The following is a 23,672-nucleotide window of genomic DNA, read 5'->3' as shown; positions in this document are numbered from 1 at the left end:
CCTCATGAACGGACCCCACCCCCATGAGTACCTCTCGCGAATCCGACTGGCAGCCGGTGGAACTCGACGCCGACCGGCCGCATTCGGCGCGCATCTGGAACTACTGGCTGGGCGGGAAGGACAACTACCCCGCCGACCGCGAGGCCGGGGACATGGTCGAAGGGCTCATACCCGGCATCGTCGACTCGGCCCGCGCCGACCGGGCGTTCCTCGGCCGCTGCATCAAGCACCTCGTCGGCGACGCCGGGATCCGCCAGTTCCTCGACATCGGCACGGGCCTGCCCACCGCCGACAACACGCACGAGGTGACGCAGCGGATCGCCCCGGAGTCCCGGGTCGTCTACGTCGACAACGACCCGCTGGTCCTGATCCACGCCCGCGCCCTGCTCGTCAGCAGCCCCGAAGGCGCCACCACCTACCTCGACGCCGATCTGCGCGACCCCCATCACATCCTGCGGGCGGCGGCGGAGACCCTCGACTTCACCAGGCCCGTCGCGCTGATGCTGCTGGGGATCCTGCACCACATCACCGATGACGACGAGGCCAGGAAAGTCGTGCGGGACCTGGTCGACGCCGTCGCGCCGGGCAGCTACCTGGTGATCGCGCACGCCACCGCCGAGGTGCACGGCGACGCCATGCACGAGGCGATGCGGCGGTTCATGGAGCGGGGCGGCACCCCGATCGTGGCCCGCGACCGTGACCACCTCGCCTCGTTCTTCGACGGCCTGGAACTCCTGGAGCCCGGCGTGGTCTCCTGCTCGAGGTGGCGCCCGGAACACTCCCCGTGGGGCGAGCCCGCGGAGGTGTCCCAGTTCTGCGGCGTCGCCCGCAAATCCTGACGTCCCCTCTTCCGGGGCCGCCTTCCGTCCGCTCGCCGAGGCGCCGCCCGACCCGCCCAGGCCCCCGGACCCCGTCCGGACCTGCCGGATGATCCCGGGACCGGGGGCCGGGAGAGTTTCCCCCTCGCGACGGCCACGATGACGCCGGCGCGGCCACGGTCGCCGACCGGTCCGGCTGTCCGCGGGGCGCGGATCGCCGCCCTGCCGCCCCCTGCCGCCCCCTGCCGTCCTCAGCCGCCCCCGGCCAGGTGCCGGTGTTCCCCGGTTCCGGCACCTGACCGGCGACGAGGTCACCCGACGCGACCAGCGCGCCGAGTTCGTTCGGGGTTTATCCAGGGCGCTCCGGTGCAGTCTCATAGTCGTCCGTCGCTGTCCCTCAGCGACTGAACACCTAAAACAGGGATATAACAGCACAAAGCATGATTTATCACTGTTAACCCTGGGTCGAAGATCACTGATCCAGCCAGGCTGTCGCGAAGATCGACATGGGAGGCCGTCTCCATGAACCCCGCTCAGGATCCCGTCGCACCACCCCCCGGCGCCGCGCTGCTCGTCGTCATGGGAGTGACCGGTTCCGGCAAGACCACCGTGGGAGCCGCCCTCAGCCAGCGGTTGCGGGTGCCGTTCGCCGACGCCGACGACTTCCACAGCGAGGCCAACATCGCCAAGATGTCGGACGGGATCCCCCTCGACGACGACGACCGGCTGCCCTGGCTGCGCGCGATCGGCGCCTGGCTCGCCGGCCACGCCGCCACCGGCGGCGTGGCGAGCTGCTCGGCGCTCAAACGGGGCTACCGTGACATCCTGCGCGAGGCCGCACCGACGGTGACCTTCGTCCATCTCCACGGCGACATGGACGCCGTACGCCGGAGAGTGGCCGGCCGCCCGGGGCACTTCATGCCCGCCTCGCTGGTCGAGTCGCAGTTCAAGACCCTGGAGCCTCTGGAGCCCGACGAGCGGGGGATCGTCCTCGACTTCGCCATGTCCGTCGACGAGCTCGTGGACGCCTACCTCACCACGACGGCCCGGACGCGGCCGGACCCGTCCCCCGCCGGCCCCGCCGCTCCGGCTACGCCCGAGAACCGGGACCGGGGCGCGGGTGAGGACGCCGGCGAGGCCGGGAGCACGAGGTGAGCCCCCTCCTGACCGCGCTCGCCGAGCCCGCCGCCACCTCTCCCGGCAGGCTCATCCCGGCCGCGCTCGTCGGCATCGCGCTGATCGTCGTACTGATCACGTACTTCAAGCTGCACCCCTTCCTGAGCCTGACCCTCGGCTCGCTGGCGGTCGGAGCCGTCGCGGGCCTGGCGATGACCGACACCATCGCCGCCTTCACCGACGGGTTCGGCAGCACCGCGGCCGGTGTCGGCACGCTCATCGCGCTCGGCGCGATGTTCGGCAAGCTGCTCGCCGACTCCGGCGGGGCCGACGAGATCGTGGACACGATCGTCGGCCGGTCCAGCCCCCGCTCCCTGCCCTGGGCGATGGCCGCGGTGGGCGCGCTCATCGGCCTGCCGATGTTCTTCGAGATCGGCCTCGTCCTGCTGATGCCGGTCATCTTCCTGGTCTCGCGCCGCTCCGGCGTCTCCCTGATCCGGGTGGGCATCCCCGCGCTCGCGGGGCTCTCCGTGATGCACGGGCTCGTCCCTCCCCACCCCGGTCCGCTGGTCGCCATCGACGCGCTCAAGGCCGATCTCGGCATCACGCTGGGCCTGGGCGTGCTCGTCGCCATACCGACGGTCGCCATCGCCGGACCGCTGTTCTCCAAGTACGCGGCCCGCTGGGTGGACGTACCGGCACCGGAGCTCTACGAGACCCGGCCCCCGGCGGAGGACACCAGGCGGCCGTCGTTCGGCGTCACCCTCGCCACCGTGCTGCTGCCGGTCGTGCTGATGATGGGCAAGGCCCTCGCCGACATCCTTCTCGCCGAGGGCAACGTCCTGCGCACCGTGCTCGACTTCCTCGGTACGCCGCTGGTGGCGCTGCTCATCGCCGTCATCGTGGCGATGTTCACCCTGGGCCTCGGCGCCGGCATGGACAGGAAGGCGATCGCCGGGTCCCTGGAGCAGTCGCTGCCGCCGATCGCGGGCATCCTGCTGATCGTGGCCGCCGGCGGCGGTTTCAAGCAGACGCTGATCGACACCGGGATCGGCGACCTCATCGCCACGTGGGTGGAGAACAGCGGCCTGTCGGTGCTGCTGCTCGCCTGGCTGGTCGCCGTGCTCATCCGGCTGGCCACCGGCTCGGCGACCGTCGCGACCGTCACGGCCTCGGGGATCCTGGCCCCGCTCGTCGCCAACCTCGGCGTCGGGGAGACCTCGCTGCTCGTGCTCGCCATCGGCGCGGGCTCGCTGTTCTTCTCCCACGTCAACGACGCGGGCTTCTGGCTGGTCAAGGAGTACTTCGGACTCACCGTGGGCCAGAACATCAAGACCTGGTCGGTGATGGAGACGATCATCTCGGTGACCGGCCTGGTGTTCGTCCTGATCCTGAGCCTGTTCTTGTAGTTCTCGCGGCCGGTCCTCGCCGCCTTCGCACGACACGGTGCCGGTCAGTCCTGGCGATCACCCGACACCGTGTCGCGCAGACATCGGACGGCGGAGTGGACCGGCTCCAGCGGCTCCTCGACGCAGAGCCCGACATCGCCGGGGTCGCGTCCCTCGCGAATGTCCCCGGCGATGTCCTCCAGGGAGCGCGCCAGCGCCCGTACGGCCGCCTCGGACGGCGGCGGCGCGCCGCGCTCGGTGCGCGCGACGGTGGCGGCGACCGCGTCGGCCACCTGCTCCAGCGCGGCCATCGCCGGCATCCAGGTGGTGACGCGCCGGCTGATCACGGGGGGTTCGGCCAGTGCCCGCTGGAAGACCGTCCGCAGGTCGCCCAGGGTGTCGTACACCCCCCGGCGCAGCCGCGCCCTGCCGGTGTGCTCGGTGTCGAACGCGTGCCGCAGGTAGTTCGCGGTGGCCGCCACCGCGTCGGCGAGCCGCGGGCCGACCGGCGCCTCCCAGCTCGCCGGCCACGGCAGGTATCCCAGCACCAGGACGATCACGCATCCGATCAGCGTGTCCACCAGCCGGATCCTGCCCAGGTCGGGGCCCCCGTGGGTCAGCAGGTCCACCAGGAGCAGGACCAGCGACGCCTGGAAGGTCGACATCAGCCCCCAGTTGCGTTGCATGCCGTAGGGCATGAGCGCCGCGCACACGGCGATGGGGATCAGGAGCTGCGGGCCGTACGGCACCAGGACGAGCACCAGGGTGCCGATCAGCGCGCCCACGACGGTCCCGAGCGCGCGTTGCACGGCACGCGCGAACACCGACCCGAAGTCGGGCTTGAGCACCAGCGCGACGGTCAGCATCATCCAGTAGGACCGTTCGAACCAGCCGGACGCGCTGAAAGCGGCGGCGACGCCCATGCAGAGTCCGAGCCGGACCGTGTAGACGCGGACGAGGTGGCCCCGCCACATCTGCTCAGCGACGGCGAGGATCCGGGAACGGTAGCCGACCGGTTCGTAGGGCAGCTGGTCCGCCGCGACGTCGCCGCCGGACGCCAGCTCGGCGGCCCCCCGCACGGCGAAGTGAAGAGCACGCGCGGCGGGCGAGCCGGGCTCGCAGGGCGACATCCGGGGCGCGGGCCCACCGGCGAGTGACCCGGCGACGGCCCTGACGGCGGGCACGGTCCCGGCGGGCGGCTCGCGTCCCTCGTAGCGCAGCGAGAGCAGCGCGTTGCGGATCAGTGAGGCCTGGTTCAGCAGGGCCACCAGACGGGTGCGGCCGGGATCCAGCCCCGCCGCCGGGGAGCGGGCGCCGAGCACGACGTCGTAGCCGCGCTTGAGAGCGGTGTCGAACGCCGCCAGCGCGGGGGCGTCGCGATCGGAGAACAGCCGGTCGAGGGCCTGGTAGACCTCGATCACGGCGGCCCGCTCCGGTGCCCGGGGGTGGAACGGCCAGTCGGCGACCCCCAGCACGATCACCCACAGCACGCCCAGCAGGAACGCGAGCGCGTTCGCCTCCGACGCCCCCGGCAGTCCTATGCCGGTGGCGATCCCCGTCATCACCAGCAGCTGCAGCCCGGCGGCCGAGCCGGTGGCCCCGCCCGTGCTGATGAACGCGGACACCAGTGAGACGGCCACCACGACCGGCACGATCCACCAGCCGTGGCCGCGGACCGTGGACCCGACGAGGTACCCCAGCGCCCCGGCGACACCGGCCGCGCCCATCAGGATGATCCTGGCCCGGTACGGGCCGCCCCGGTCGGCCATGCCGGCGTTCATCGCGCCCAGGGCCGGCAGCAGGCCGACCGTGACGTCACCGGTGGCGAACCCCAGCAGGAGCGGGACGGTCACCGCCACGGCCATGCGCAGCATCGGCCACCACCGGAGCGGCGCGGGCACGGGCCTGACCGTCTCGACCAGCCAGCCGGGGGCGGCGTCGGTCAGCCGGTCGGCGGCCCGCCGGAAGAGCGGGGGCATCCCTCGCCGCTCAGGGGATGATGGCGTCGACGTATCCCCCGTCGACGCGCAGGGCACCGCCCGTGGTGGCGGAGGCCTGCGGTGAGCTGAGGTAGACGACCATGTTGGCGATCTCCTCCGGCTCGATCAGCCGTTGCAGGAGCGACTGCGGGCGGTGCGCCCGCATGAAGGCGCGCTGGGCCTCCTCCCAGGGCAGGTCCCGGTCGACGAGCCCGTAGACGAAGTCCTTCACGCCGCCGGTGTGGGTGGGTCCGGCGATGACGGAGTTGACGGTGACGCCGCTGCCCGCGGCCTTCTTGGCGAAGCCGCGCGAGACGGCCAGCAGGGCGGTCTTGGACATGCCGTACTGGATCATCTCGATGGGGGTGACGATCGCGGAGTCGCTGGCGATGTACTGGACGCGGCCCCAGGAGCGCGCCGTCATCCCCGGCAGGTAGGCGCGGGTGAGGCGGACCGCCGCCAGGACGTTCACCTCGAAGTAGCGGCGCCACTCGTCGTCGGTGATCTCCAGGGCGTCCTTCGACTCGAAGATCCCGAGGTTGTTGACCAGGATGTCGACGTCCGGCAGGAGGTCCACGGCGCGTTCCGCGCCCTCCTCGGTGGCGAGGTCGGCGGCGAGCGGGACGACCCGCGCGCCGGGGACCTCGGCGCGCAGCGCGTCGGCGGCGGCGTCGACCTTGTCGGGTTTGCGGCCGTTGACGGCGACCGTCGCGCCCGCCCGCGCGAGGCCGGTGGCGATGGCCGCCCCGATACCCTGGGTGGATCCGGTGACCAGTGCCGTCTTGCCGGTGAGATCGATATGCATGCGTCACGTCCTTGGAACCCGGCGTGCGGCCGCCCGCCGATGTGGGCGGGCGCCGCACGACCTGGCGATATGTCGTCCAGCCGATCCGGTGTTCGTTCCCGTGTCCGCCGGGACGGAACGTGCTGACGTGATCGTTTTCGCGAAACAGCTACGAACAACACTGAAACTTGATAAAGGTAAGCCGACCGGAGTGTGGGCAGTCATGGCCATCGGATCGGCGTTCGCGATAAAAATCGGGGAAGAAAAGATTAACCCGACACCGATCTGACGGCCGGTCTCAGCTTATCTAGACGAGAGCTTCTTGCTCATCGGAAATTGCGAAACTAGCCGTTGTCGACTGACATCGGATCAAGAAGATCGGATATTTTGGGGAACAAGCGAACCGCCCTGCTCCGATATAGCCTGTAACCGTAGGACTCGTTTGGGTGATCGGTTTTTATCCAGGGATGTTTTTCCAAGGTGCACAGAAATCGAGAACCGGATTCGATGGTCTGATCAGCATCTCGCAACATGATGCCGAGTATCATGCGTTCTAGATTCCATTGCGCGCGATAGATGGGCTCCTCCGTTTCCGAAGAGGAAAAACTGTCAGCGGCGGCGAAAGCGTCCCACCCCTTTGAATGCAACCAGAATCGTTCCCGATTGTTAATGGAGCGTAGGAGTGCGTGAGCGAACTCCACCCCGAAGACCCGTCGAAGTGCCTGACTTCTATGCGCCTGGGCACCCAAGGCATCGCTGCATTCCAGTAATCGGTCGGCGAATCGAGCTGCCGTACTAGGTGTGGCTTGAGTACGTGGACTTCGGCTGTAGTTGAAAGTTAACTGGTCAAGGATCCGCCATTGCGCAAGCAATCGCGCTTCATTGGCGACGTTCGCGCCTTCCGTCACTTCTAGCATCGCCTCGAGGAGCCGATTGGCGGCCAAGGTGTAACCATGGTTGCGCAGAGTTATGGCGGCATCGGCGGTAAGAAAAAGAGACACAGGGTGAGTGGCACCCACCAGGTATCTTACCCGACGGTAAATCCAGTAACAGTACATGGCTCCGCGTTCTCGCGCCATCAAGGCAACATTCATGAGTGTTTGTGCCTCAATCCCGGGAAAGGGGCTCTGAGGAAAGCGCGAGAAGCTCCAAAGAGCTAAGTGCGCTAGATCTCTAGCGTTTCCGTCTTTGCGAGCGTACGACTGCTCAACGTTCTTTGAGAGCTGCGCGACCCAGTCTTCATCGGGAGGTCTTCCTCTCCTTCGTTGCTCTAGAGGAACCAGATCAACAAGTGATGAAGGCAATGCCCATGGAACTACTAGGTGCGATGCCGCCACACTCAAATCCGGATTCTGATTGAGAAGGTGGAGTCGGCTGTTGATGCTGCGCCTCATACGGTGTTGACGCACTCGACTCGTGGCCGGCGTCGGTACGGTGTCGCCGCGACGGGCAATGGGACGTTCTTCCATGATCGACTTGAGGGTCTCGACGGCCTGCCTGCCGTCATCGGCGTATCGGTGATCGGAGAGATCGATCTCCGCGGCGACGAGAGGAAGCAAAGGACCCTCAGTCTTGGGCAGAGGGGGCAGCGTTTTTGCAGCTCGTCCTGCGGTCTTCAAGATCTGATCGACCTTCTTGGCGATATTGGATACTTGTCGAACTCCCACGCCATGCTGTGCGGCGATCTCGGCCTTGCTGGTTGACAGAGGTTTGAAGCCGAAGGCGGCAGCCCATATGGAGGCGTCCCTCGGCGTCACGCGACCGTCTGTGATGGCTTTCAGGAGCTCGTTGATGAGCATCAGCCGATCATGTGTGATGGGTGTCGACAGGTCCGATTCGTCATGGTTTGTCATGATTGCAGCCTGACCCCAGATTCCGGGCGGCAAAGTTCCGCCACGTGTAACGATAACTGCCCGGACTTTCCCCGCGCGAGACCTTGAACTTCCATAGAGCCATCTGTCCGGCTCTGGAGGTGAGCAGTAAACGGGTATCCGATCAGACCGTAACCATCTGACGGACTTCCTCGATATCGGGCGACCTTCCTTCATTTTAATATCGAAGGCTTGAACAAGTAGCCCGCCGCGTCGAAGCTAAATCCCTGCACCGTTTTCGTCGAAATGACCGTTAAGCAATCTTATTATTCGAAGCCGCTCGACGACCTGTCGAAATTCCCGAAGGCGGAAAACTTCAAGACGTGGTCAAAACGATTGAAAAAAGTGTTCGCTCTTCACTGTACAGCTGATGCCGTTCGACGACCAAGATGGCGGGGATGAAATGCAGATAATCATACATGCAGCGTGGCAGCGTGTAGCGTTCGGCGCTATTTTTGTAATACCGCTTATCCTCATCATCTTGTTGATGATCCCCGTGTTCCTGTGCCTGCCTTTCAGCGAAAGGGCGCGACAGTTTATTTTAAATGTGCTGGACAAGGGATTGGTTTTCGTCAAGCATCTCGCGCTGGGAGAGGAAGGCGTCGAAGGCTCCCGGAAAAGTATGCTCAAGATTTCGCCGACAAAACAAAGCCCAAACCGGACGGGACGTTCATCTTCGATGAGCATGAAGGATGCCGCCCAATAAGTCGCGCACCATGTTCACCCGTGTGCGGATGAGCTCATTAACGTGGCAATCGGACATGTAACACGGAAGCAAGCCCTGTGCGCGTCAGGCCTACCCATGGAAAAGGTCGGCCTACCGAAGGGATGAAGTTCGCTTTCGGAAGGAACGGCTCGCCCAAAAACGCTGATTCACATAAGTGAGCTGATGCTGGGAAAGCCGCGGCCGACCAGCCCAAGGCGATCCCGGGGAACTGGGGGTCCCGTCGAGCCCGCCCCTGACGAAGAGGCCGAGCGACGAAGATCACATCAACCGCGGGTTCTTCTCGAACATCGTGCTGAACGTCGACTTCGGGGAGGACGGAACGGCCGAGTGGAAGAAGGACAGGGGCACCGACTTCTGCAAATACTATTTCCGTGATAAATATCCCAACGCCAAGGAGCCCACCTGGTATCCCCCGTCCGCCGGTGTGCAGTGTGACGAATTCCCGGTCGCCGCAAGCTACGAAGGGGCCGCCGGACGCGACGGGAAGGGCCACGGAAATTACTCCGTGCGCGCGGTCAGCGCGGCGCACAACGGCCTGCACGGCAGCATGATGGGAATTTCTACGCCGACTGCCGAATCAACACGGGAGACTCTTTCTGTGTGCTCGTCAGACCGTAGTCCGATAAGGTCCAGCGGAGGGAGGGACCTGCCGCCCCTCTCTCCGCCTATCCGAAGGAATACGTTGTGCTGGACGAATTTCCTCCGGAACGTCAATGGGATCTACTGCGCGAACACGGGCTGCACGAGATGTTCAGCGGCCAGTGGATCGAGACGGACGATCTCGATGACGCGGTGAGACGTATGGGTCTCGACCCGGACTTGGGAATCTCCTGCGATTTCGCCACGGCCATGGAATCGCACGACCCCTACTCCGGGGAAGTGGTGATATGGCTCGGCGAACATGCGCCCGGCTGGGCACACATGCTCACCTTGAGCGGTCCCATGCCGCCCAGGGACGTCATCGACGCGCTGAGCGCGGGACACCGGCGAGTTTTCGACGTCTTCTTCGTCTGGGAGACGGGAAATCTTCACAACCTGTACAACTATGACGGCGTCTGCATCGGCGACGTATCGCCGCCCTATCCCGGCGGAACCGGCGAGGTGGAGGAATTCACCCTCTATTCGCGCGGGCTGGAACTCGATGACGGAATGCGCACCCGCGATGTCTTCGAGCGGATCCTGTGCATGGTGGGACGGATCACCGGCCGATTCATCGACCGGAACTGGTTCTCCTCGACAGGAACGTTGTACCGGTTGAGTGGCGGCAGCGCTTCTGGCACGGGGTAGAGGGGCGGTCGCGGATCAAGCGACCGCCCCTCTTTCACCTGTACGTCAGATCTGACGCCGCTGATCGCGGCCCAGCGGATCATGGCCTCGGCGATGGCGGGCCTGTGCTCGTAGTCGCGGGCAAGGCGGCGATGGCTGGTGAGCCGGGCCAGGGATCGTTCGACGACCCAGCGTCGTTCGATCACGGCGAATCCGATATGGCCTGGTGCCTTGCGGACGAGGTGCAGCACGGTGCGCAGGATCCGCTGCGCCCAGCCGACCAGGGTCCCGGCGAAGCCGGCAGATCATCCCGGCTACGTAGTCAGCGTCTGAGGCGACGAATCGGCGACGGCGCGATAGAACAGCATCCGAATCCCTTGGTTGCGACGGTGATGGTTGTGGTGATCAGCCCGTCACCAGGGATTCCTTGCTTCTCCAGACGAACGTCGAGCTTGCGATCATGCTGTGATCAGCGGACCGCCGTCACGAGGACGAAAATGCCTCACTGATTTTCCCTGATAATGCCCTCATGTCGCTGTTAGGCACTACGGCGTACCGGAGCGAAACCGGCCTCCCCCCGCTCGTGGCCCGCGCGGTCGCGGCGGCCGAGCGGCACGGCTTCGCGTTCTCCTGCCTCCCCGAGCAGGGCCGCCTGCTGCGGGCCCTCGCGGGCGGCGCCACCCGCCGGATCGCCGAGACGGGAACGGGGTACGGGGTGGGCCTGGCCTGGCTCGCTACCGGTGCGCGGCCGGGAGTCGAGATGATCAGCGTCGAGCGGGACGGGCACCGGGCGGGAATCGCCGCCGAGATCTTCGTCGGCACCCCGGGGATCCGCGTCCTGCACGCCGACTGGACCGAAGTGTACGCGCACGGACCCTACGACCTCCTGGTGTTGGACGGGGGCGGTCAGGGCAAGAACGGCGAGGCCGCCGCCGACCCCGAGCGGCTGCTCACCCCCGGTGGCGTGCTGGTCGTCGACGACTTCACGCCGTCGGCCACCTGGCCGCCCGAGCATCTCGGGCGGCCCGACTCCGCCCGTGTCCATTGGCTGGAGCATCCGGCGCTTCGCGCCGTCGACATCCCGCTGTCCAGCGACCTCAGCACCGTCGTCGGGGTCCGCCGACCCCTCTGACCAGCCGCGCGGACCGGTCCGGGCTCACCTGTCGTCACCGTCCCAGGCGAAGGCGTGGAACGGCGGGTCGAGGGGGGCGTCGATCAGGCGGTTGGCGAAGGTGGAGATCGTGTACGCGCCGATCCCGAGGACGACCTCGAGAGCGTTCCGCGCGCTGTGGCCCGCGTCGAGGAACGCCCGCGTCTCCTCGTCGCCGACCGCGCCGCGATGGTCCATGACGGCGAGGGTGAAGGACCGCAGCGCCTCCGACCGGGCGTCCGGGAGGGGCGTGCCGGCCCGGAGCGCCTCGACGAGCTCGGAGGGGGCCTCCAGCCGGGCCAGCGTGGCGGTGTGCATCGCCACGCAGACATGGCAGCCGTTGCGGGTGGCGACCGTCATGACGACGATCTCGCGGTCGACCGGGTCCAGGGTGCTCTGCTCGAAGGCGGCGCTCGCCGCCAGGAACCCCTTGAGCAACTGCGGGGAGGTGGCCATCCGGCCGACCGCCGTGGGGACGTGGCCGAACTTCCGCCGCACACCCTCGATGGTGGGGCGGGCGTCGGGCGGAGCGCTCTCGGCGGTGTGCGTGACGAAGACGGCAGGGGACATGGGGGCCTTCTCTCTTGTTCTCCGGGTCCTCGGAACGTGGGCTGCGCGATCGCACCTCAGGGCGATACCGTCAATGAGGTTGTCTATATAGTAAAGACGGTTGACGACTTTGGCAACGCCGGGCCCGGAAGGCCGCTCAGGTGCCGAGGAAGACCAGGTCGACGTCCTCCCGGGGCACGGGCGTGCCGGCGTCGTCGACGAACGTGACGCGCACGGGACGCCCGGTGGACCGGCTGCGGCTCCACATCGAGGGGCCCTCCTCGTGGGGCCGGTTGACGTCGCCCCACTGCTGGAGCGAGGCGAGCACCGTCACCAGCTCCTCGCCGGCCGGGGTCAGGTGGTAGCTGTGACGAGCCCTGGCTCCCGGCTCCCGATAGGGGCGGCGCTCCATGACACCCGCCTCGACCAGCGCGTTCAGCCGGTTGGTGAGCAGGTCGGAGGCGATGCCCAGGGAGTCGCGGAAGTCGGCGAACCGGGTCAGACCGGCGAGGGCGTCCCGGACGATCAGCAGTGTCCACCGCTCACCAAGCACCTGCAAACTCCGGGCGACGGAGCAACGCGGTTCGGGTACGCGGCCTGTCTTCGTGGGCATGATTCCAGTCTATGCGAGGTTGGGTTTTCCAATCCAGGGTGCTAGATTGGATATACCAACTCAGGTGCCGAAGAATCCCCGGCGGTCCCGTGGCGTGGAAACCGTCTCGCGGCGTCTCCGCCCGTTCATCCACGGTAAGGAACATCATGCAGATCAACGGCTCTGTGGCCCTCGTCACCGGCGGCAATCGCGGACTCGGCGAGCGGTTCGTCCAGGCACTGCTCGAACGCGGCGCGTCGAAGGTCTACGCCGCCGCGCGCAATCCCGACACGATCACCACGCCCGGCGTGGTGCCCATCGCCCTGGACGTCACCGACCCGGCGGCCGTACGCGCGGCGGCCGACCTGGCACCGGACGTCACCCTGCTGATCAACAACGCCGGAAGTTCCACCAAGGCGGGGCTCCTCGACGGGGAGCTCGACGCCTTCCGGCTCGAGATGGAGACCCACTACTTCGGCGCGCTCGCCATGAGCCGGGCCTTCGCCCCCGTCCTCGCCCGCAACGGCGGCGGGGCCGTCCTCAACGTCCTGTCCGTGCTGTCCTGGGTCGCGCTCCCCAGCAGCGCGGCCTACTCCGCGGCCAAGTCGGCGGCCTGGTCCCTGACCAACGCGCTGCGCCTGCAGCTCGCCGAGCAGAAGACCCTGGTCACCGCCCTGCACGTCGGATACATGGAGACCGCCATGGCCGCGCACGTCGACGGGCCCAAGAGCGACCCCTCGGCCGTCGCCCGCGCCGCCCTCGACGGCGTGGAGGCCGGGCGGTACGAGGTCCTCGCCGATGAGACCAGCGCGCGTGTCAAGGCCGCGCTCTCCGGCGACCTCACCGCGCTCTACCCGAAGCTGGCCGGGACCCGCTGAACGGCACCGGCTCCCCGGCCGGCCGTCGAACGTCCGGACGGCGGGGAGACCGTCCTCGTGAACGTGGTGACGACACCGGCCCGGCAAGCCCGGCCGCGGCGCTCAGCCGCCGCGGGCGGCGGTGACGAAGTCCCTGATGAGACCGGGGTCCTTCACCCCGGGCGCGACCTCCACCCCGCTCGACACGTCGACCCCCCAGGGCCGGGCGGCGGCGATCGCCCGGGACACGTTCGACGGGTCCAGCCCACCGGCCAGCATCCAGCGGCCCTCCGGGCGCCCGCGCACGGCCGCCCAGTCCCACGGCTCCCCCGAGCCCGGCCTGGGCGCGTCGACGATGAGCAGGTCCTCGTCGAGGGCGCCGCAGCGCAGGTCGGTACTCGCGGCCCCGGCGCGGACCAGCGTGACCCCGAGGTCCTTCAGCGCGGTGAAGTCCTCGTGCGGATGGTCGCCGTGCAGCTGGACGGCACGCAGTCCCGCCTCCAGCGTGGCCGCCCTGACCTCCTCGGACGGCTCACCGGCGAACACCCCCACGGTCAGCACGTGCGGGGGGATCGCCGAGGCCAGCTCCCTCGCCCGCGCGGGGGTGACCCGCCGCGAGCTCCTGGTGAGGACGAACCCGACGGCGTCGGCTCCCGCCTCGACAGCGGCCGTCACATGTCCGGGCTCGCGCAGCCCGCAGATCTTCACGTACACCCTGTGTACGGTAGCCCGTTCCCCGTACCCGGAACGCCGGGAGCGCGGCGGAGCGCGTCAGAGGGCGTTCAGGAACCTCGCGGCGATCGGCGCCGCGACCTTGCCCCCGGCGCCGCCGTGCCGGACGAACACCGCGAAGGCCAGGGAACCCCGGTAGCCGATGAACCAGGCGTGGTCCCCGCCGCCCTCGACCTCGGCGGTGCCGGTCTTGCCCGCGGTGTCCGGCGGGAGCCCGGCCTGGGAGGCCGTTCCCTGGGTGACCACGGCGCCCATCATCGTCCGCAGGCTCGCGGCCACCCCCTCGTCCAGCGGCACCGGGGCCGGCGAGTCCGCGGGAATCTCCTCGGTCATGACGGCGGGTTTCCAGACGCCGCTCGCGACCGCGGCGGCGACCTCGGCCATGCACAGCGGGCTGGCCTGCACCGAGTTCTGGCCGATGGCGTCGGATCCCAGCTGGTCCGGGCTTCCGTACGGCTGGATCCGGCAGGAGCTCAGCCCCGGCTTCTCCCGGAAGCCGAACCGGTCGGCTGCCTCGGCGCGCAGCCGGTCGTCGCGCAGCCGCTCGTACGTCTGCTGGGCGAAGGTGGTGTTGCAGGAGAGCGCGAAGGCCGTGGTGAAGGGCACGTTGCCGTGGTCGACGCCGTCGGAGTCGCTGAAGCTCCTGCCGTTCGGGATGGTGTAGCCGGCCGGGCAGGCGACCTGCGACTCCGGGGTCAGGCCGCTGCGGAGCAGCGCGGCGGCGGTCACGACCTTGAACGTCGAGCCGGGCGGGTAGAGGCTGTTGAACGCCTCCTTGCCGCCCAGCGTGTCCGCCACCGCGCGCACCTGGCCCGTCTGGACGTCCAGGGCCACGATCGCGGCGGGCTGGCCGACCCCGTCCAAAGCGCGGGCCGCGGCGGCCTGGACGGGCCGGGAGATCGTGGTCCTCGTCCCCGAGGCCTGCCGGGGCGGGGAGGCCAGCAGCACCCGGCCGGAGGGCTCCTCCTCCAGCCGCAGCTCGACCACCATGTCACTCAGCCCGCTGAAGTAGTGGCCCGCCCTGCTGTCGCGGGGGAACGGGACCCCCTCGCGGGTCAGCGTGGCCGGGCTCCGGACCTCGGTCTCCTTCAGCCGCAGCCTCCCGCCGTCCTTGAGCGAGCGGTGCATCGTCTCGGGGGTCCAGCGCACCTTCCACACCCCGAACCGCAACTCCAGGCGCAGGACGGAGTCGAACGGCCACTCGCCCAGCCCGGTGACCTGCCGTACCCCCCTGAAGGACATCTCGGCCGCCTCCTCGCCGCGGTGGCGCAGCTCGCCGGGGGTGAGCGACAGCGACGAGACCCGCAGGTCGGCGTCGAACCCGCGGTGCCGGACGCCGAAGTCGGCCGGGGGGTCGACGACCATGCCCGTCATCCCGATGAAGTCGCCGTTCTGCCAGGCGGTCAGGTAGCTCGTCGCGGTCGCCTCGGGACCGCCCTGCGAGGTCGGCGTGACCGGGGTCAGCGTGACCAGGTTCGGTGGCGGCGAGACGGGCACCGGGCTGGGCGGCTCCCCCGCCTCCCGCACGGTCGTGCCGACGTCCGGTTCACCGGACTCGTCGGAGTCGCCGGCCGGCGTGGGGCGCGGCGAGGGCGAGGCCACCACCGCCCCCGGGGCGGCCACCACCCCGTACACGCCGAAGACGAGGATCGCGGTCGCGGAGAAGACCAGCGCGAGGAGCCGTCGATCACGCATAACCGTTTACTCCCCCGGGTTTGCAGAGTTGCATACCAGAGAAAAGATCGTAAAGGCGACGAGAAGCGTTGAACCAGGTTTTTCCGTACTTCGGTATGACACCGTAGTCCTCGGCGGGCCCCGCGGGGCGGGGCCCGCCGAGGGCCGTCCCCGGGGAGGCGGCCCCTCCCCCGACTCCTCCGACGCGTCTTCCTAGCGGAGACCGTCGAAGAGGTCGTCCTCGCGGTCGGCCGCGGCGGGAACGCGGTTGATGTGGCGGACGAAGGTCTCGTGCGCGAACACCCGGTGCTGGGCCTCGGCGGGCATGCGCAGGAAGAAGATGCCGTCTCCCTGGCTCGCGTGCGCCTCCAGCGCCTTGAGCTTGCGCTCCACCTGGGCGGACACGTCGACCACGGCGGTGATCTGCTCCTCGGGGACGCCGAAGTCGTCGGGGAACTCGAAGCCCTCCGGGGCGTCACCGGTCGAGCGGAGATACTCGAACAGCTCGGCCATCCGCTCGCGGGGCACGGCCGTGTAGTAGAGCTTGCCGGGAATGCCGCTCGCCTCGGCCGCGGCCACCGCGATCCGGTGGGCCTGGATGTGGTCGGGGTGGCCGTAGCCGCCGTTCTCGTCGTAGGTCACGACGACCTGCGGGCGGTAGCGCTCCATCAGCGCGACGAGCCGGCCGACGGCCTGCTCGAAGGGGACGTTGGCGAAGGAGTCTGGCGCCTCGTTGGCGGCCCAGCCGACCATGCCCGAGTCGCGGTAGCCGAGCAGCTCCACGTGGGAGATCCCCAGGTGGGTCGCCGACTCGCGGAGCTCCTCCAGCCGCAGCGCTCTCACCGCCGCCTCGTCGTGGCCGGGCTCCCCCGGTTTGACCCCGCCGGGACCGTCGCCCTGCTCGCCGTTCGTGCAGGTGACCAGGACGGTCCGGACGCCCTCGTCCGCGTACCTGGCGAGGATCCCGCCGGTGCTGATCACCTCGTCGTCGGGATGGGCGTGAACGGCCATCAACGTCAGTTCTTCATCCATAGATTTCCACCCGTTTTCGAAAAGTCCTGCGGACCGGCCCACTCTACGGTGGCCGCCGGAGCGCCGAGAGCGGCAGGTGGGTCACCGGAACGGGCGGGACGTCCTCGCAGGGAAGGCCGGGTCTCCGCCGGGCGCCGGGGGGGTCAGCCCGCGTACCGGGTGCCGTCGTCCTCCAGGAGGACGGGTGCGCCGCTCGCGGCGGACAGGTTGGCCGAGACCCCGACCATCACGCTCGCGACACCCGCGCGGTGCCCCGCCTGGCGGCCCAGGGGGTCCTCGCCCGCACCGCGGAAGACGTCGTCCAGCATGAGGGCGTCGCCGCCGCCGTGGCCGCCCGCGCCGGAGGAGATGGCGATCTCCTCGGGCTCGCTCCAGTGCCGGTGCAGGACGAGCCGCTCGGAGGCGCCGGGGGCGTGCGCCTTGTCGGCGGCGGTGGGGTCGATCGCGGCCCGCGGCGGGGTCCAGGCGCGTTCGACGACCTCCAGCTCCAGCCGTCCGGCGGTGCCGTTCATGGCCACCCGGTAACCCTCGAAGGGGCCGTGGGCGTTGAGGGAGTAGGTGAGCATCGCCCCGCGGGAGTACCCGACGAGGACGGCCATGTTGTCCTCGATGGTCACGCCGTCGTCGAACACGTCCTGGTCGCGGAGGTAGCCGTCCTCGTGCTCGGCGTCCAGGTAGAGGCGCTTGAGCCGGGGGTCGGCGGAGATGTCGAGGAGGTAGGGGTCGGTGCCGAGTCCCGGCGCGCCGTGGGCGCGTCCCGGCCGGTCGCGCAGGCCGCGGGCGCAGGCGTTGTCGGCTCCGTAGAACCGCAGCGCCGACCGGGCGTAGACGGAGCGGGCGGTGTCGGCCAGCCACCAGTTGACCAGGTCGAAGTGGTGGGTGGACTTGTGCACCAGCAGGCCGCCGGAGTTGGCCCTGTCGCGGTGCCAGCGGCGGAAGTAGTCGGCTCCGTGGATGGTGTCCAGCACCCACTCGAAGTGCACGGAGGTGACGTCGCCGATCGCTCCGTCGGCGAGCAGCCGGCGGACGGCGCTGTTGCGCGGCGAGTAGCGGTAGTTGAAGGTGACGACGAGCCGGCCGGTGCTCCGCTCGGCGGCCTCGGTGATGGCCGCGCAGTCCTCGGCGGTGGTGCACAGCGGCTTCTCCACGATGACGTCCTTGCCCGCCTCCAGCGCGGCGACGACGTAACGGGCGTGGGTGGCGTCGACGGTGGCGACCACGACGGCGTCCGCGAGCTGGAGCATCTTGTCGAACTCGTGCGGCGCGAAGCACGGGACGTCGCGTCCGATCCGGTCGAGGTAGTAGCCGATCCGGGTGCGGTTGACGTCGCAGAGGGCGACGATCTCGCCGGTGTCGCCCCACTCGCCGAGCAGCGCGTCGATGTACAGCTGCACCCGGTGGCCGAGCCCGACGAAGGCGTATCGCATCAAGCACTCCATGAGAAGGACGGTGAAGGGTGGAGACAGGTGTGCCGTACGGCTCGGCGCGAGCCGTACGGCACGTCGGCGGATCCCGGCTGCCGCCGGCTACTTGGTGATGGCGGCGTTGGCCTCGGTGAGGAAGGCCCTCGCCGCGTCGTCCGCGGAGGCCTTGCCGAACAGCACCGAGTCGGTGGCGCGCTTGAGGATGTCCTCCATCTCCATGGCGCCCTTCGGCGGGATCGAGATCGGGCTCAGCTCGCTCCTGATCGAGTCGATGAAGGCCAGCACCTTCTGGTCGGTCGGGGTGAGCTTGTCCTTGATGGCCGCGACGACCTTGGCGTTGGTCGGCAGGCCCCGGTCGCTGAGCAGGATGCCACCGGCCTCGGGGTCGTTGACCAGGAAGTCGACGAACTTCTGGGCGGCGTCGGCCTTCTCGGTCTTGGACGAGATCGTGTAGTACATCGCCGGCTGCAGGAACATCCCGGCGGTGGTCGCGCCCTCGGCCTTCGGCATCCGCAGCAGGTCGAGCTCCTGGCCGGAGCCCTTGCTCAGCGCGGTGAGCTGGTTGCTCCACCAGCTGCCGAACGCGCTGGCGTTCGTGGCGAGCAGGGCCTGGTCGACCTTGGTCCCGGTCTCCAGCATCAGGGCGGCGTCCGGGCCGGCCTTGGTGGAGATGATCTTCTGCAGGAGGGCCCACCAGTCCTTGATGACCTGCTCCGACAGGCCGATCTTGCCGTCCTTGTAGAACTGCTCCCCGCGCTGGGCGGCGAACAGCTGCAGGAAGGCGGGGTTCTCGTTGTACTCGGTGCCCCAGACCTTGCCGTCGCCCTTCTCGGTCACCCTCTGGGAGAGCGCGATGTAGTCGTCCCAGGTCCAGGTCGTGTCGTCCGGGACCCTCTCCCCGGCCTTCTCCACCGCCGCCTTGTTGACGATCATCGGGAAGGTGTTGACGCCGGTGGGGATGGCGTACTGCTTGCCGTCGACCTGGCCGGCCTTGAGCACCTCCTGGTCGAGGTCGGCGGTGTTGACCTTGCCGTTGAGGTCGGCGAGGGTGGCGCGGCCCGCGTACTCGGCGAGACCGCGGATCTCGATGGACATGACGTCCGGCGCGTCGCCGGCCGCGGTCTTGGTGGCCAGCTTCTCGTAGTAGCTGTCCCAATCGGAGAAGTCACCTTCGATATCGATCGTCGGGTTCTTCTTCTCGAACGCGGCGATGGCCGACTCCGTCAGCTTCTGCCGGGCATCGCTGCCCCAGTACGAGAAGACGACCTTCGTCTTCCCGTCCGACTCGCCGCCGCTGTCGTCGCTGCCACACGCTGTGGCCGAGACGGCGAGCAGGGTGATGGCGGTGGCCGCCAGGATTCGCTTCATCGAGATACCTCCGGGGGGATGGGGGTGGGAGGGGTTATTTGAGACCGGTGGTCGCCATGCCGCGAACAAGATACTTCTGGCCCGCGAGGAAGAACCCGAAGATCGGGCCAAGAGAGATGATCGACATCGCGAACAGCGGTCCCCAGGAGGATTCGCCGCTGGAGTCCATGAACTGCCGCAGCGCGACGGGGACGGTGAGATTGTCGGAGTTGGTCAGGTAGAGGTTCTGGGTGAAGAAGTCGTTCCACGTCCAGATGAAGGTGAAGATCGCGGTGGTCGCCAGCGCCGGAACGCACAGCGGCATGATCACCCGGATGAACGTGCGCCAGTAGCCCGCGCCGTCGATCGCCGCCGCCTCGTCCAGCTCCCGGGGAAGGGTGCGGATGAACTGCACCATTAGGAAGATGAAGAACGCGTCGGTCGCGAGGAACTTCGGCGCGACGATCGGCCAGATCGTGTTGATCCAGTCGATCTTGGCGAACACGATGTACTGCGGGACGACCGTGACGTGGTGCGGCAGCATGATCGAGCCGAGCATGATCGCGAACCACATCTTCTTCAGCGGGAACTCCAGCCGGGCGAAGGCGTAGGCCGCGAGCGAGCAGGCGACCAGGTTGCCGACCACCGCCAGCGCGGTGAGGATCGCCGAGTTCCACAGGTAGTAGCCGAAGGAGTGCTTGAGGGCGTCCCAGCCCTCGGTGTAGTTCGCCGCCGTCACCGCGGTCGGCATCAGCCCCGGCTCCCGGAAGATCAGCTCCTCGGGTTTGAACGAGCTGGAGACCATCCAGAGCAGCGGGTAGAGCATGAACAGCCCGGCGCCGATGAGCAGCAGGTGCCTGAGCAGGCGCGGGGCGGGCCGGAAAAGGACCGGCACGCGCTTACTTGTCGTCGCCATAGAAAACCCAGAATCGAGACATGAGGAAGTTGACACCGGTCAGCGCGGCGATGATGAGCAGCAGCACCCAGGCCATTCCGGCCGCGTAACCCATTTCGTAGTTCTTGAAGCCCTTGATGTAGAGGTAGAGCGTGTAGAAGAGCGTCGAGTCGACCGGTCCGCCGTTGCCACCGCTGACGATGAAGGACTGAGTGAAGGACTGGAACGACTTGATCACCTCCAGCACCAGGTTGAAGAAGATGATCGGGGTGAGCAGCGGCAGGGTGATCGAGCGGAAGTTGCGCCACCTGCCGGCGCCGTCGACCGAGGCCGCCTCGTACAGGCTCTGCGGGATCTGGCGGAGCCCGGCCAGGAAGATGACCATCGGGGCGCCGAACGTCCAGATGTGCAGGACGATCAGCGTCCACAGCGCGGTGTCGGGGCTGGTCACCCAGCCCTGGCCCTCGTAGCCGAACAGGCCCAGGAACGAGTTGACGATGCCGTCGGTCCCGAAGATCTTCCGCCAGAGGATCGAGATCGCCACACTGCCTCCGAGCAGCGACGGCAGGTAGAAGATCGAACGGTAGAACGGCAGGCCGCGCAGGCCCTTGTCCAGCACGAGCGCCAGCGCCAGGGCGAAGGCCAGCTGCAGCGGGACGGACACCAGCACGTAGGTGGTCGTCACCTGCAGCGACGCCATGAACCGCTCGTCCTGAGTGAACATCTCCACGTAGTTGTCGAACCCGACCCACTTGGCCTCGGTCAGCAGGCTGTAGTCGGTGAACGACAGGTAGAGCGAGGCGATCATCGGGCCGAGCGTGATCGCGAACAGGCCGATGAACCAAGGGGCCAGGAACAGGTAGGCCGCCCGCGCCTGCGATCGGCTGCGGTGGCTCTTGAGACGCCCGGGGTGGGGGGCGCCCGCCTTTTCCGGGGGCGCGACCGGCACCTCGGCCGTCCCCGCCGTTGCGGGACTCAGCGTCATCACTGGCCCTTCGGGGAGTTGGTGAATGGGATGCGCTTTTCCTATAGCTTCACAAACTAAGACGTCAACCCTTTGCAGTGAGCTAGCTCACGAATCGTAACCTTCGGTTTTATTGTTATCGCAGCTCAGAAGGGATATCCCTCGCCAGAGGCCGAACGGAAAAAACTCGCTCGAACACGAGTTAGTACAACCGATTGCAGCAGCGGACCGTGATCCGCCCCCGGCGTGACGAGCAAGAAGTGCCTGGTGGCCGCCCTCCAGGCGAGGTGCTCGCGCCGGGTGCGTCGCCCCCGCGAGCGCGGCAGGCTCCAAGAGGCGCAGTGAATTCCCAGGGGCGCGGTGGACCCTAGGAGGCGCAGCGGACACCAAGGGCGCGGTGGGTCCCGGAAGGCGCGGTGAACCCCAAAGGGCGCGGTGGACCCTAAGTGGACCCCAAAGGCGCGGTGAACTCCAAAGGGCGAGATGGACCCTAGGAGGCGCGGTGGCCCTTGGGAGGCGCGGTGGACTCCCGGACCACCAGATGGGTCTCCAGGACGGTCGCGGCGCTCATCGACTGGATGAGCAGGTCCACCGCCATCCGGCCGGCGTCGCTCGCGGGCATCGCGACCGTGGTGAGCTTGGGACGGTGCAGCCGTCCGGTGATGCTGTCGTCGAAGCCGATCACGCTGACGTCGCCCGGCACGTCGACGCCGAGGACCTCCAGTCCCTCGATGAGGCCGATGGCGACGAGGTCGTTGTAGGCGAGCACCCCGGTCACCCCCGCCTCGGCGATCATGGGTGCGGCGGCGATCCCGCCCTCCTCGGTGGGAGAGTTGGGGCCGATGACGATCGTGTCGAGACCGGGGATCTCCGAGACGGCCTTGCGGATCTCGCCGCTGGTCCACGAGCCGGCGGGGCCCGCCACCAGGGCGACGCGCCGGTGACCGAGGCTCACGAGGTGCTCCATGGCGGCGCGGGCGCCGTTCGCGACGTCCATCACGACCGTGGTCAGCCCGCGGATACGCCGGTTGACCAGCACGAACGAGACCTGCTCCGAGAGCTTCTCAAGGGCCTTGTTGGACAGTCGCGGGCTGCACAGCACGATGCCGTCGACCTGCTTGGAGAATGCCAGTACGAGATTCTCCTCCTCGACGGGGTCCTCTCCGGTGTCGGCCACGAACAGGTGGTAGTCCTGGCGGCGGGCGGCGGCCTGCGCGGCCTTGATCAGCGGAGGGAAGAACGGGTTGGCCAGATCGGCCACGATCAGCCCGATGTTGTTGGTGCGGCCCGTCTTGAGCGAGCGGGCCGCCCGGTTGGGCCGGTAGTCGAGCTGTTCGGCCGCCGCCAGCACCCGGGTCCGGGTCTCGGCGTTCACCAGATGGGGTGCCGAGAAGGTCCGGGAAACCGTCGACACATGGACGCCTGACGCCTGGGCGACGTCCCGGATGGTCACTGACATGCCGCACACCTTAACGCAATCGTTTGCAGATGGGTCAACCATCCTGAGACCGGTTGCCGGTGATTGACCCCGCTCACTTGACGTATTGTCCCGCCTGACGCGATTGTTTACTGCAACTGATTGCAGTCTTCAAAAGGAGTCCACACGGTGAGCAGAGTGCTCGTCACCGGCAGCGCAGGCCGGCTCGGCCGCAGCGTGGTCGCCTCGCTCGCGGCGGCCGGACATGAGGTGATCGGCGTGGACAGCGCGCCGGGAACCCCTCGAGAGGCCGCCTCGACCCTTCCGGCGGATCTCACCGATCTGGGTGAGGCCCACGCGGTGATCGCGCGGTTCCGGCCGGAGGCGGTGGTCCATCTGGCGGCCATCGCGGTGCCGTTCAGCCGTACCGAGCCCACCACGTTCCGTGTCAACACCCAGCTCGCCTTCAACGTCTGCGCGGCCGCGGTCGCCCTCGGCGTGGAGAAGCTCATCGTGGCGAGCAGTCCCACGGTGATCGGATACGGCGCGCCCGGCGGCTGGACCCCCGCCTACCTGCCCCTTGACGAGAACCACCCGACGGAGCCCTGGAACGCCTACAACCTGTCGAAGGTCGTGGCCGAGCAGACCATGCGGACGTTCGCCCGGACCAGCGAGACCACCCGGATGGCCGCGTTCCGCCCATGCTTCGTCGTCGCGCCCGAGGAGTGGGAGGGCGCGCCCACCCAGTCCGGGCACACGATCACCGAGCGGCTGGACCGGCCCGAGATAGGCGGGGTCTCCCTGTTCAACTACCTCGACGCCCGCGACGCCGGCGACTTCGTCGACACGCTGCTCACCAGGCTCCCCCTGCTGGAGACGAACGGCGAGGTCTTCTTCGCGGGCGCCGCCGACGCCCTGGCGCGCGAGCCGCTCGCCGATCTGCTGCCGACCGTCATGCCGGAGACGAAGGCGTTCGCCGCCCACCTGACCGGCACCTCCCCCGCCTTCTCCTCCGCCAAGGCGGAGCGGCTGCTCGGCTGGACCGCCAAGCGCAGCTGGCGCACCGAACTCACCTGAAAGAGAGTCCGAC

At 68.2% G+C, this 23,672-nt stretch carries 22 protein-coding genes; 9 read left to right on the top strand and 13 right to left on the bottom strand.

Annotated elements, in window-relative coordinates; genetic code table 11:
• Positions 1–23: 23 nt before the first annotated feature.
• The 3 genes from ACTOQ2_RS28225 to ACTOQ2_RS28215 all read left to right on the top strand — a co-directional run bounded on the left by ACTOQ2_RS28225 (position 24) and on the right by ACTOQ2_RS28215 (position 3,343).
• Complete coding sequence (locus ACTOQ2_RS28225; RefSeq protein WP_440103579.1) at positions 24–839, top strand: SAM-dependent methyltransferase; 816 nt, start codon at positions 24–26, stop codon at positions 837–839.
• 501 nt (positions 840–1,340) lie between these two features.
• The gene (locus ACTOQ2_RS28220; protein WP_440103577.1) at positions 1,341–1,973 is read left to right on the top strand and encodes a gluconokinase; all 633 of its coding nucleotides are present in this window, start codon (positions 1,341–1,343) and stop codon (positions 1,971–1,973) included.
• Complete coding sequence (locus ACTOQ2_RS28215) at positions 1,970–3,343, top strand: GntP family permease (protein WP_440103575.1); 1,374 nt, start codon at positions 1,970–1,972, stop codon at positions 3,341–3,343. Before ACTOQ2_RS28220 ends, ACTOQ2_RS28215 begins: the two co-directional genes overlap by 4 nt.
• Before the next feature lie 44 nt (positions 3,344–3,387).
• On the opposite strand, the gene ACTOQ2_RS28210 is transcribed toward ACTOQ2_RS28215, so the two are convergent.
• Both ACTOQ2_RS28210 and ACTOQ2_RS28205 read right to left on the bottom strand, forming a co-directional pair.
• Positions 3,388–5,301, bottom strand: a complete 1,914-nt coding sequence (locus tag ACTOQ2_RS28210; RefSeq protein WP_440103574.1) for an FUSC family protein — start codon at positions 5,299–5,301, stop codon at positions 3,388–3,390.
• A gap of 10 nt (positions 5,302–5,311) precedes the next feature.
• Positions 5,312–6,106: an SDR family NAD(P)-dependent oxidoreductase gene (locus ACTOQ2_RS28205; RefSeq protein ID WP_440103572.1), complete on the bottom strand. Its 795-nt coding sequence runs from the start codon at positions 6,104–6,106 to the stop codon at positions 5,312–5,314.
• Positions 6,107–6,233: 127 nt separating this feature from the next.
• On the opposite strand from ACTOQ2_RS28205, the gene ACTOQ2_RS28200 reads away from it, so the two are divergent.
• The gene (locus tag ACTOQ2_RS28200; RefSeq protein WP_440103571.1) at positions 6,234–6,374 is read left to right on the top strand and encodes a hypothetical protein; all 141 of its coding nucleotides are present in this window, start codon (positions 6,234–6,236) and stop codon (positions 6,372–6,374) included.
• 55 nt (positions 6,375–6,429) lie between these two features.
• On the opposite strand, the gene ACTOQ2_RS28195 is transcribed toward ACTOQ2_RS28200, so the two are convergent.
• Positions 6,430–7,884 carry a hypothetical protein gene (locus tag ACTOQ2_RS28195; protein WP_440103569.1) on the bottom strand — a complete coding sequence of 485 codons (1,455 nt, stop codon included), beginning with the start codon at positions 7,882–7,884 and terminating at the stop codon, positions 6,430–6,432.
• Positions 7,885–8,326: 442 nt separating this feature from the next.
• Between ACTOQ2_RS28195 and ACTOQ2_RS28190 the strand changes: the two genes are divergently transcribed.
• The 3 genes from ACTOQ2_RS28190 (at position 8,327) to ACTOQ2_RS28180 (ending at position 11,081) form a co-directional block, all read left to right on the top strand.
• Positions 8,327–8,662: a hypothetical protein gene (locus tag ACTOQ2_RS28190; protein WP_440103568.1), complete on the top strand. Its 336-nt coding sequence runs from the start codon at positions 8,327–8,329 to the stop codon at positions 8,660–8,662.
• Positions 8,663–9,367: 705 nt separating this feature from the next.
• Positions 9,368–9,970 carry a hypothetical protein gene (locus ACTOQ2_RS28185; RefSeq protein WP_440103567.1) on the top strand — a complete coding sequence of 201 codons (603 nt, stop codon included), beginning with the start codon at positions 9,368–9,370 and terminating at the stop codon, positions 9,968–9,970.
• A 508-nt stretch (positions 9,971–10,478) separates the two neighbouring features.
• On the top strand, positions 10,479–11,081 hold the full coding sequence (locus ACTOQ2_RS28180) for an O-methyltransferase (RefSeq protein WP_440103566.1): 603 nt from the start codon (positions 10,479–10,481) through the stop codon (positions 11,079–11,081).
• A gap of 24 nt (positions 11,082–11,105) precedes the next feature.
• On the opposite strand, the gene ACTOQ2_RS28175 is transcribed toward ACTOQ2_RS28180, so the two are convergent.
• A complete protein-coding gene (locus tag ACTOQ2_RS28175; protein ID WP_440103564.1) occupies positions 11,106–11,669 on the bottom strand; it encodes a carboxymuconolactone decarboxylase family protein in 564 nt (187 codons plus the stop codon).
• Positions 11,670–11,805: 136 nt separating this feature from the next.
• A complete protein-coding gene (locus ACTOQ2_RS28170; protein WP_440073853.1) occupies positions 11,806–12,201 on the bottom strand; it encodes a winged helix-turn-helix transcriptional regulator in 396 nt (131 codons plus the stop codon).
• Positions 12,202–12,407: 206 nt separating this feature from the next.
• Between ACTOQ2_RS28170 and ACTOQ2_RS28165 the strand changes: the two genes are divergently transcribed.
• Positions 12,408–13,118: an SDR family oxidoreductase gene (locus ACTOQ2_RS28165; protein ID WP_440103562.1), complete on the top strand. Its 711-nt coding sequence runs from the start codon at positions 12,408–12,410 to the stop codon at positions 13,116–13,118.
• A gap of 102 nt (positions 13,119–13,220) precedes the next feature.
• Here ACTOQ2_RS28165 and ACTOQ2_RS28160 read toward each other — a convergent pair whose 3' ends face one another.
• The 8 genes from ACTOQ2_RS28160 to ACTOQ2_RS28125 all read right to left on the bottom strand — a co-directional run bounded on the left by ACTOQ2_RS28160 (position 13,221) and on the right by ACTOQ2_RS28125 (position 22,624).
• Entirely contained in the window at positions 13,221–13,811 is a 591-nt protein-coding gene (locus ACTOQ2_RS28160) for a phosphoribosylanthranilate isomerase (protein WP_440073850.1), read from the bottom strand.
• A 57-nt stretch (positions 13,812–13,868) separates the two neighbouring features.
• Positions 13,869–15,524 (bottom strand): penicillin-binding transpeptidase domain-containing protein, encoded by a 1,656-nt coding sequence (locus ACTOQ2_RS28155; RefSeq protein ID WP_440103560.1) that lies wholly within the window; start codon positions 15,522–15,524, stop codon positions 13,869–13,871.
• 192 nt (positions 15,525–15,716) lie between these two features.
• Positions 15,717–16,535, bottom strand: a complete 819-nt coding sequence (locus ACTOQ2_RS28150; protein ID WP_440073846.1) for a PIG-L family deacetylase — start codon at positions 16,533–16,535, stop codon at positions 15,717–15,719.
• 143 nt (positions 16,536–16,678) lie between these two features.
• Positions 16,679–17,962, bottom strand: coding sequence for a Gfo/Idh/MocA family oxidoreductase (locus ACTOQ2_RS28145; RefSeq protein ID WP_440103559.1), 1,284 nt, complete (start codon positions 17,960–17,962; stop codon positions 16,679–16,681).
• 99 nt (positions 17,963–18,061) lie between these two features.
• Complete coding sequence (locus tag ACTOQ2_RS28140) at positions 18,062–19,327, bottom strand: ABC transporter substrate-binding protein (RefSeq protein WP_440103557.1); 1,266 nt, start codon at positions 19,325–19,327, stop codon at positions 18,062–18,064.
• A gap of 34 nt (positions 19,328–19,361) precedes the next feature.
• Positions 19,362–20,222 (bottom strand): carbohydrate ABC transporter permease, encoded by an 861-nt coding sequence (locus ACTOQ2_RS28135; protein ID WP_440103555.1) that lies wholly within the window; start codon positions 20,220–20,222, stop codon positions 19,362–19,364.
• Positions 20,206–21,186: a carbohydrate ABC transporter permease gene (locus tag ACTOQ2_RS28130; protein WP_440103554.1), complete on the bottom strand. Its 981-nt coding sequence runs from the start codon at positions 21,184–21,186 to the stop codon at positions 20,206–20,208. The genes ACTOQ2_RS28135 and ACTOQ2_RS28130 overlap by 17 nt, the downstream gene beginning before the upstream one ends.
• Positions 21,187–21,655: 469 nt before the next feature.
• Positions 21,656–22,624: a LacI family DNA-binding transcriptional regulator gene (locus ACTOQ2_RS28125; protein ID WP_440103552.1), complete on the bottom strand. Its 969-nt coding sequence runs from the start codon at positions 22,622–22,624 to the stop codon at positions 21,656–21,658.
• 147 nt (positions 22,625–22,771) lie between these two features.
• Between ACTOQ2_RS28125 and ACTOQ2_RS28120 the strand changes: the two genes are divergently transcribed.
• The gene (locus tag ACTOQ2_RS28120) at positions 22,772–23,659 is read left to right on the top strand and encodes an NAD-dependent epimerase/dehydratase family protein (RefSeq protein WP_440103551.1); all 888 of its coding nucleotides are present in this window, start codon (positions 22,772–22,774) and stop codon (positions 23,657–23,659) included.
• Positions 23,660–23,672 lie beyond the last annotated feature (13 nt).

It is taken from the genome of Streptosporangium sp. H16, assembly GCF_051918855.1.
GTDB lineage: Bacteria > Actinomycetota > Actinomycetes > Streptosporangiales > Streptosporangiaceae > Streptosporangium.
Note: the sequence above shows the minus strand (reverse complement) of the source record. Positions and strands in the feature narration are given on the sequence as shown.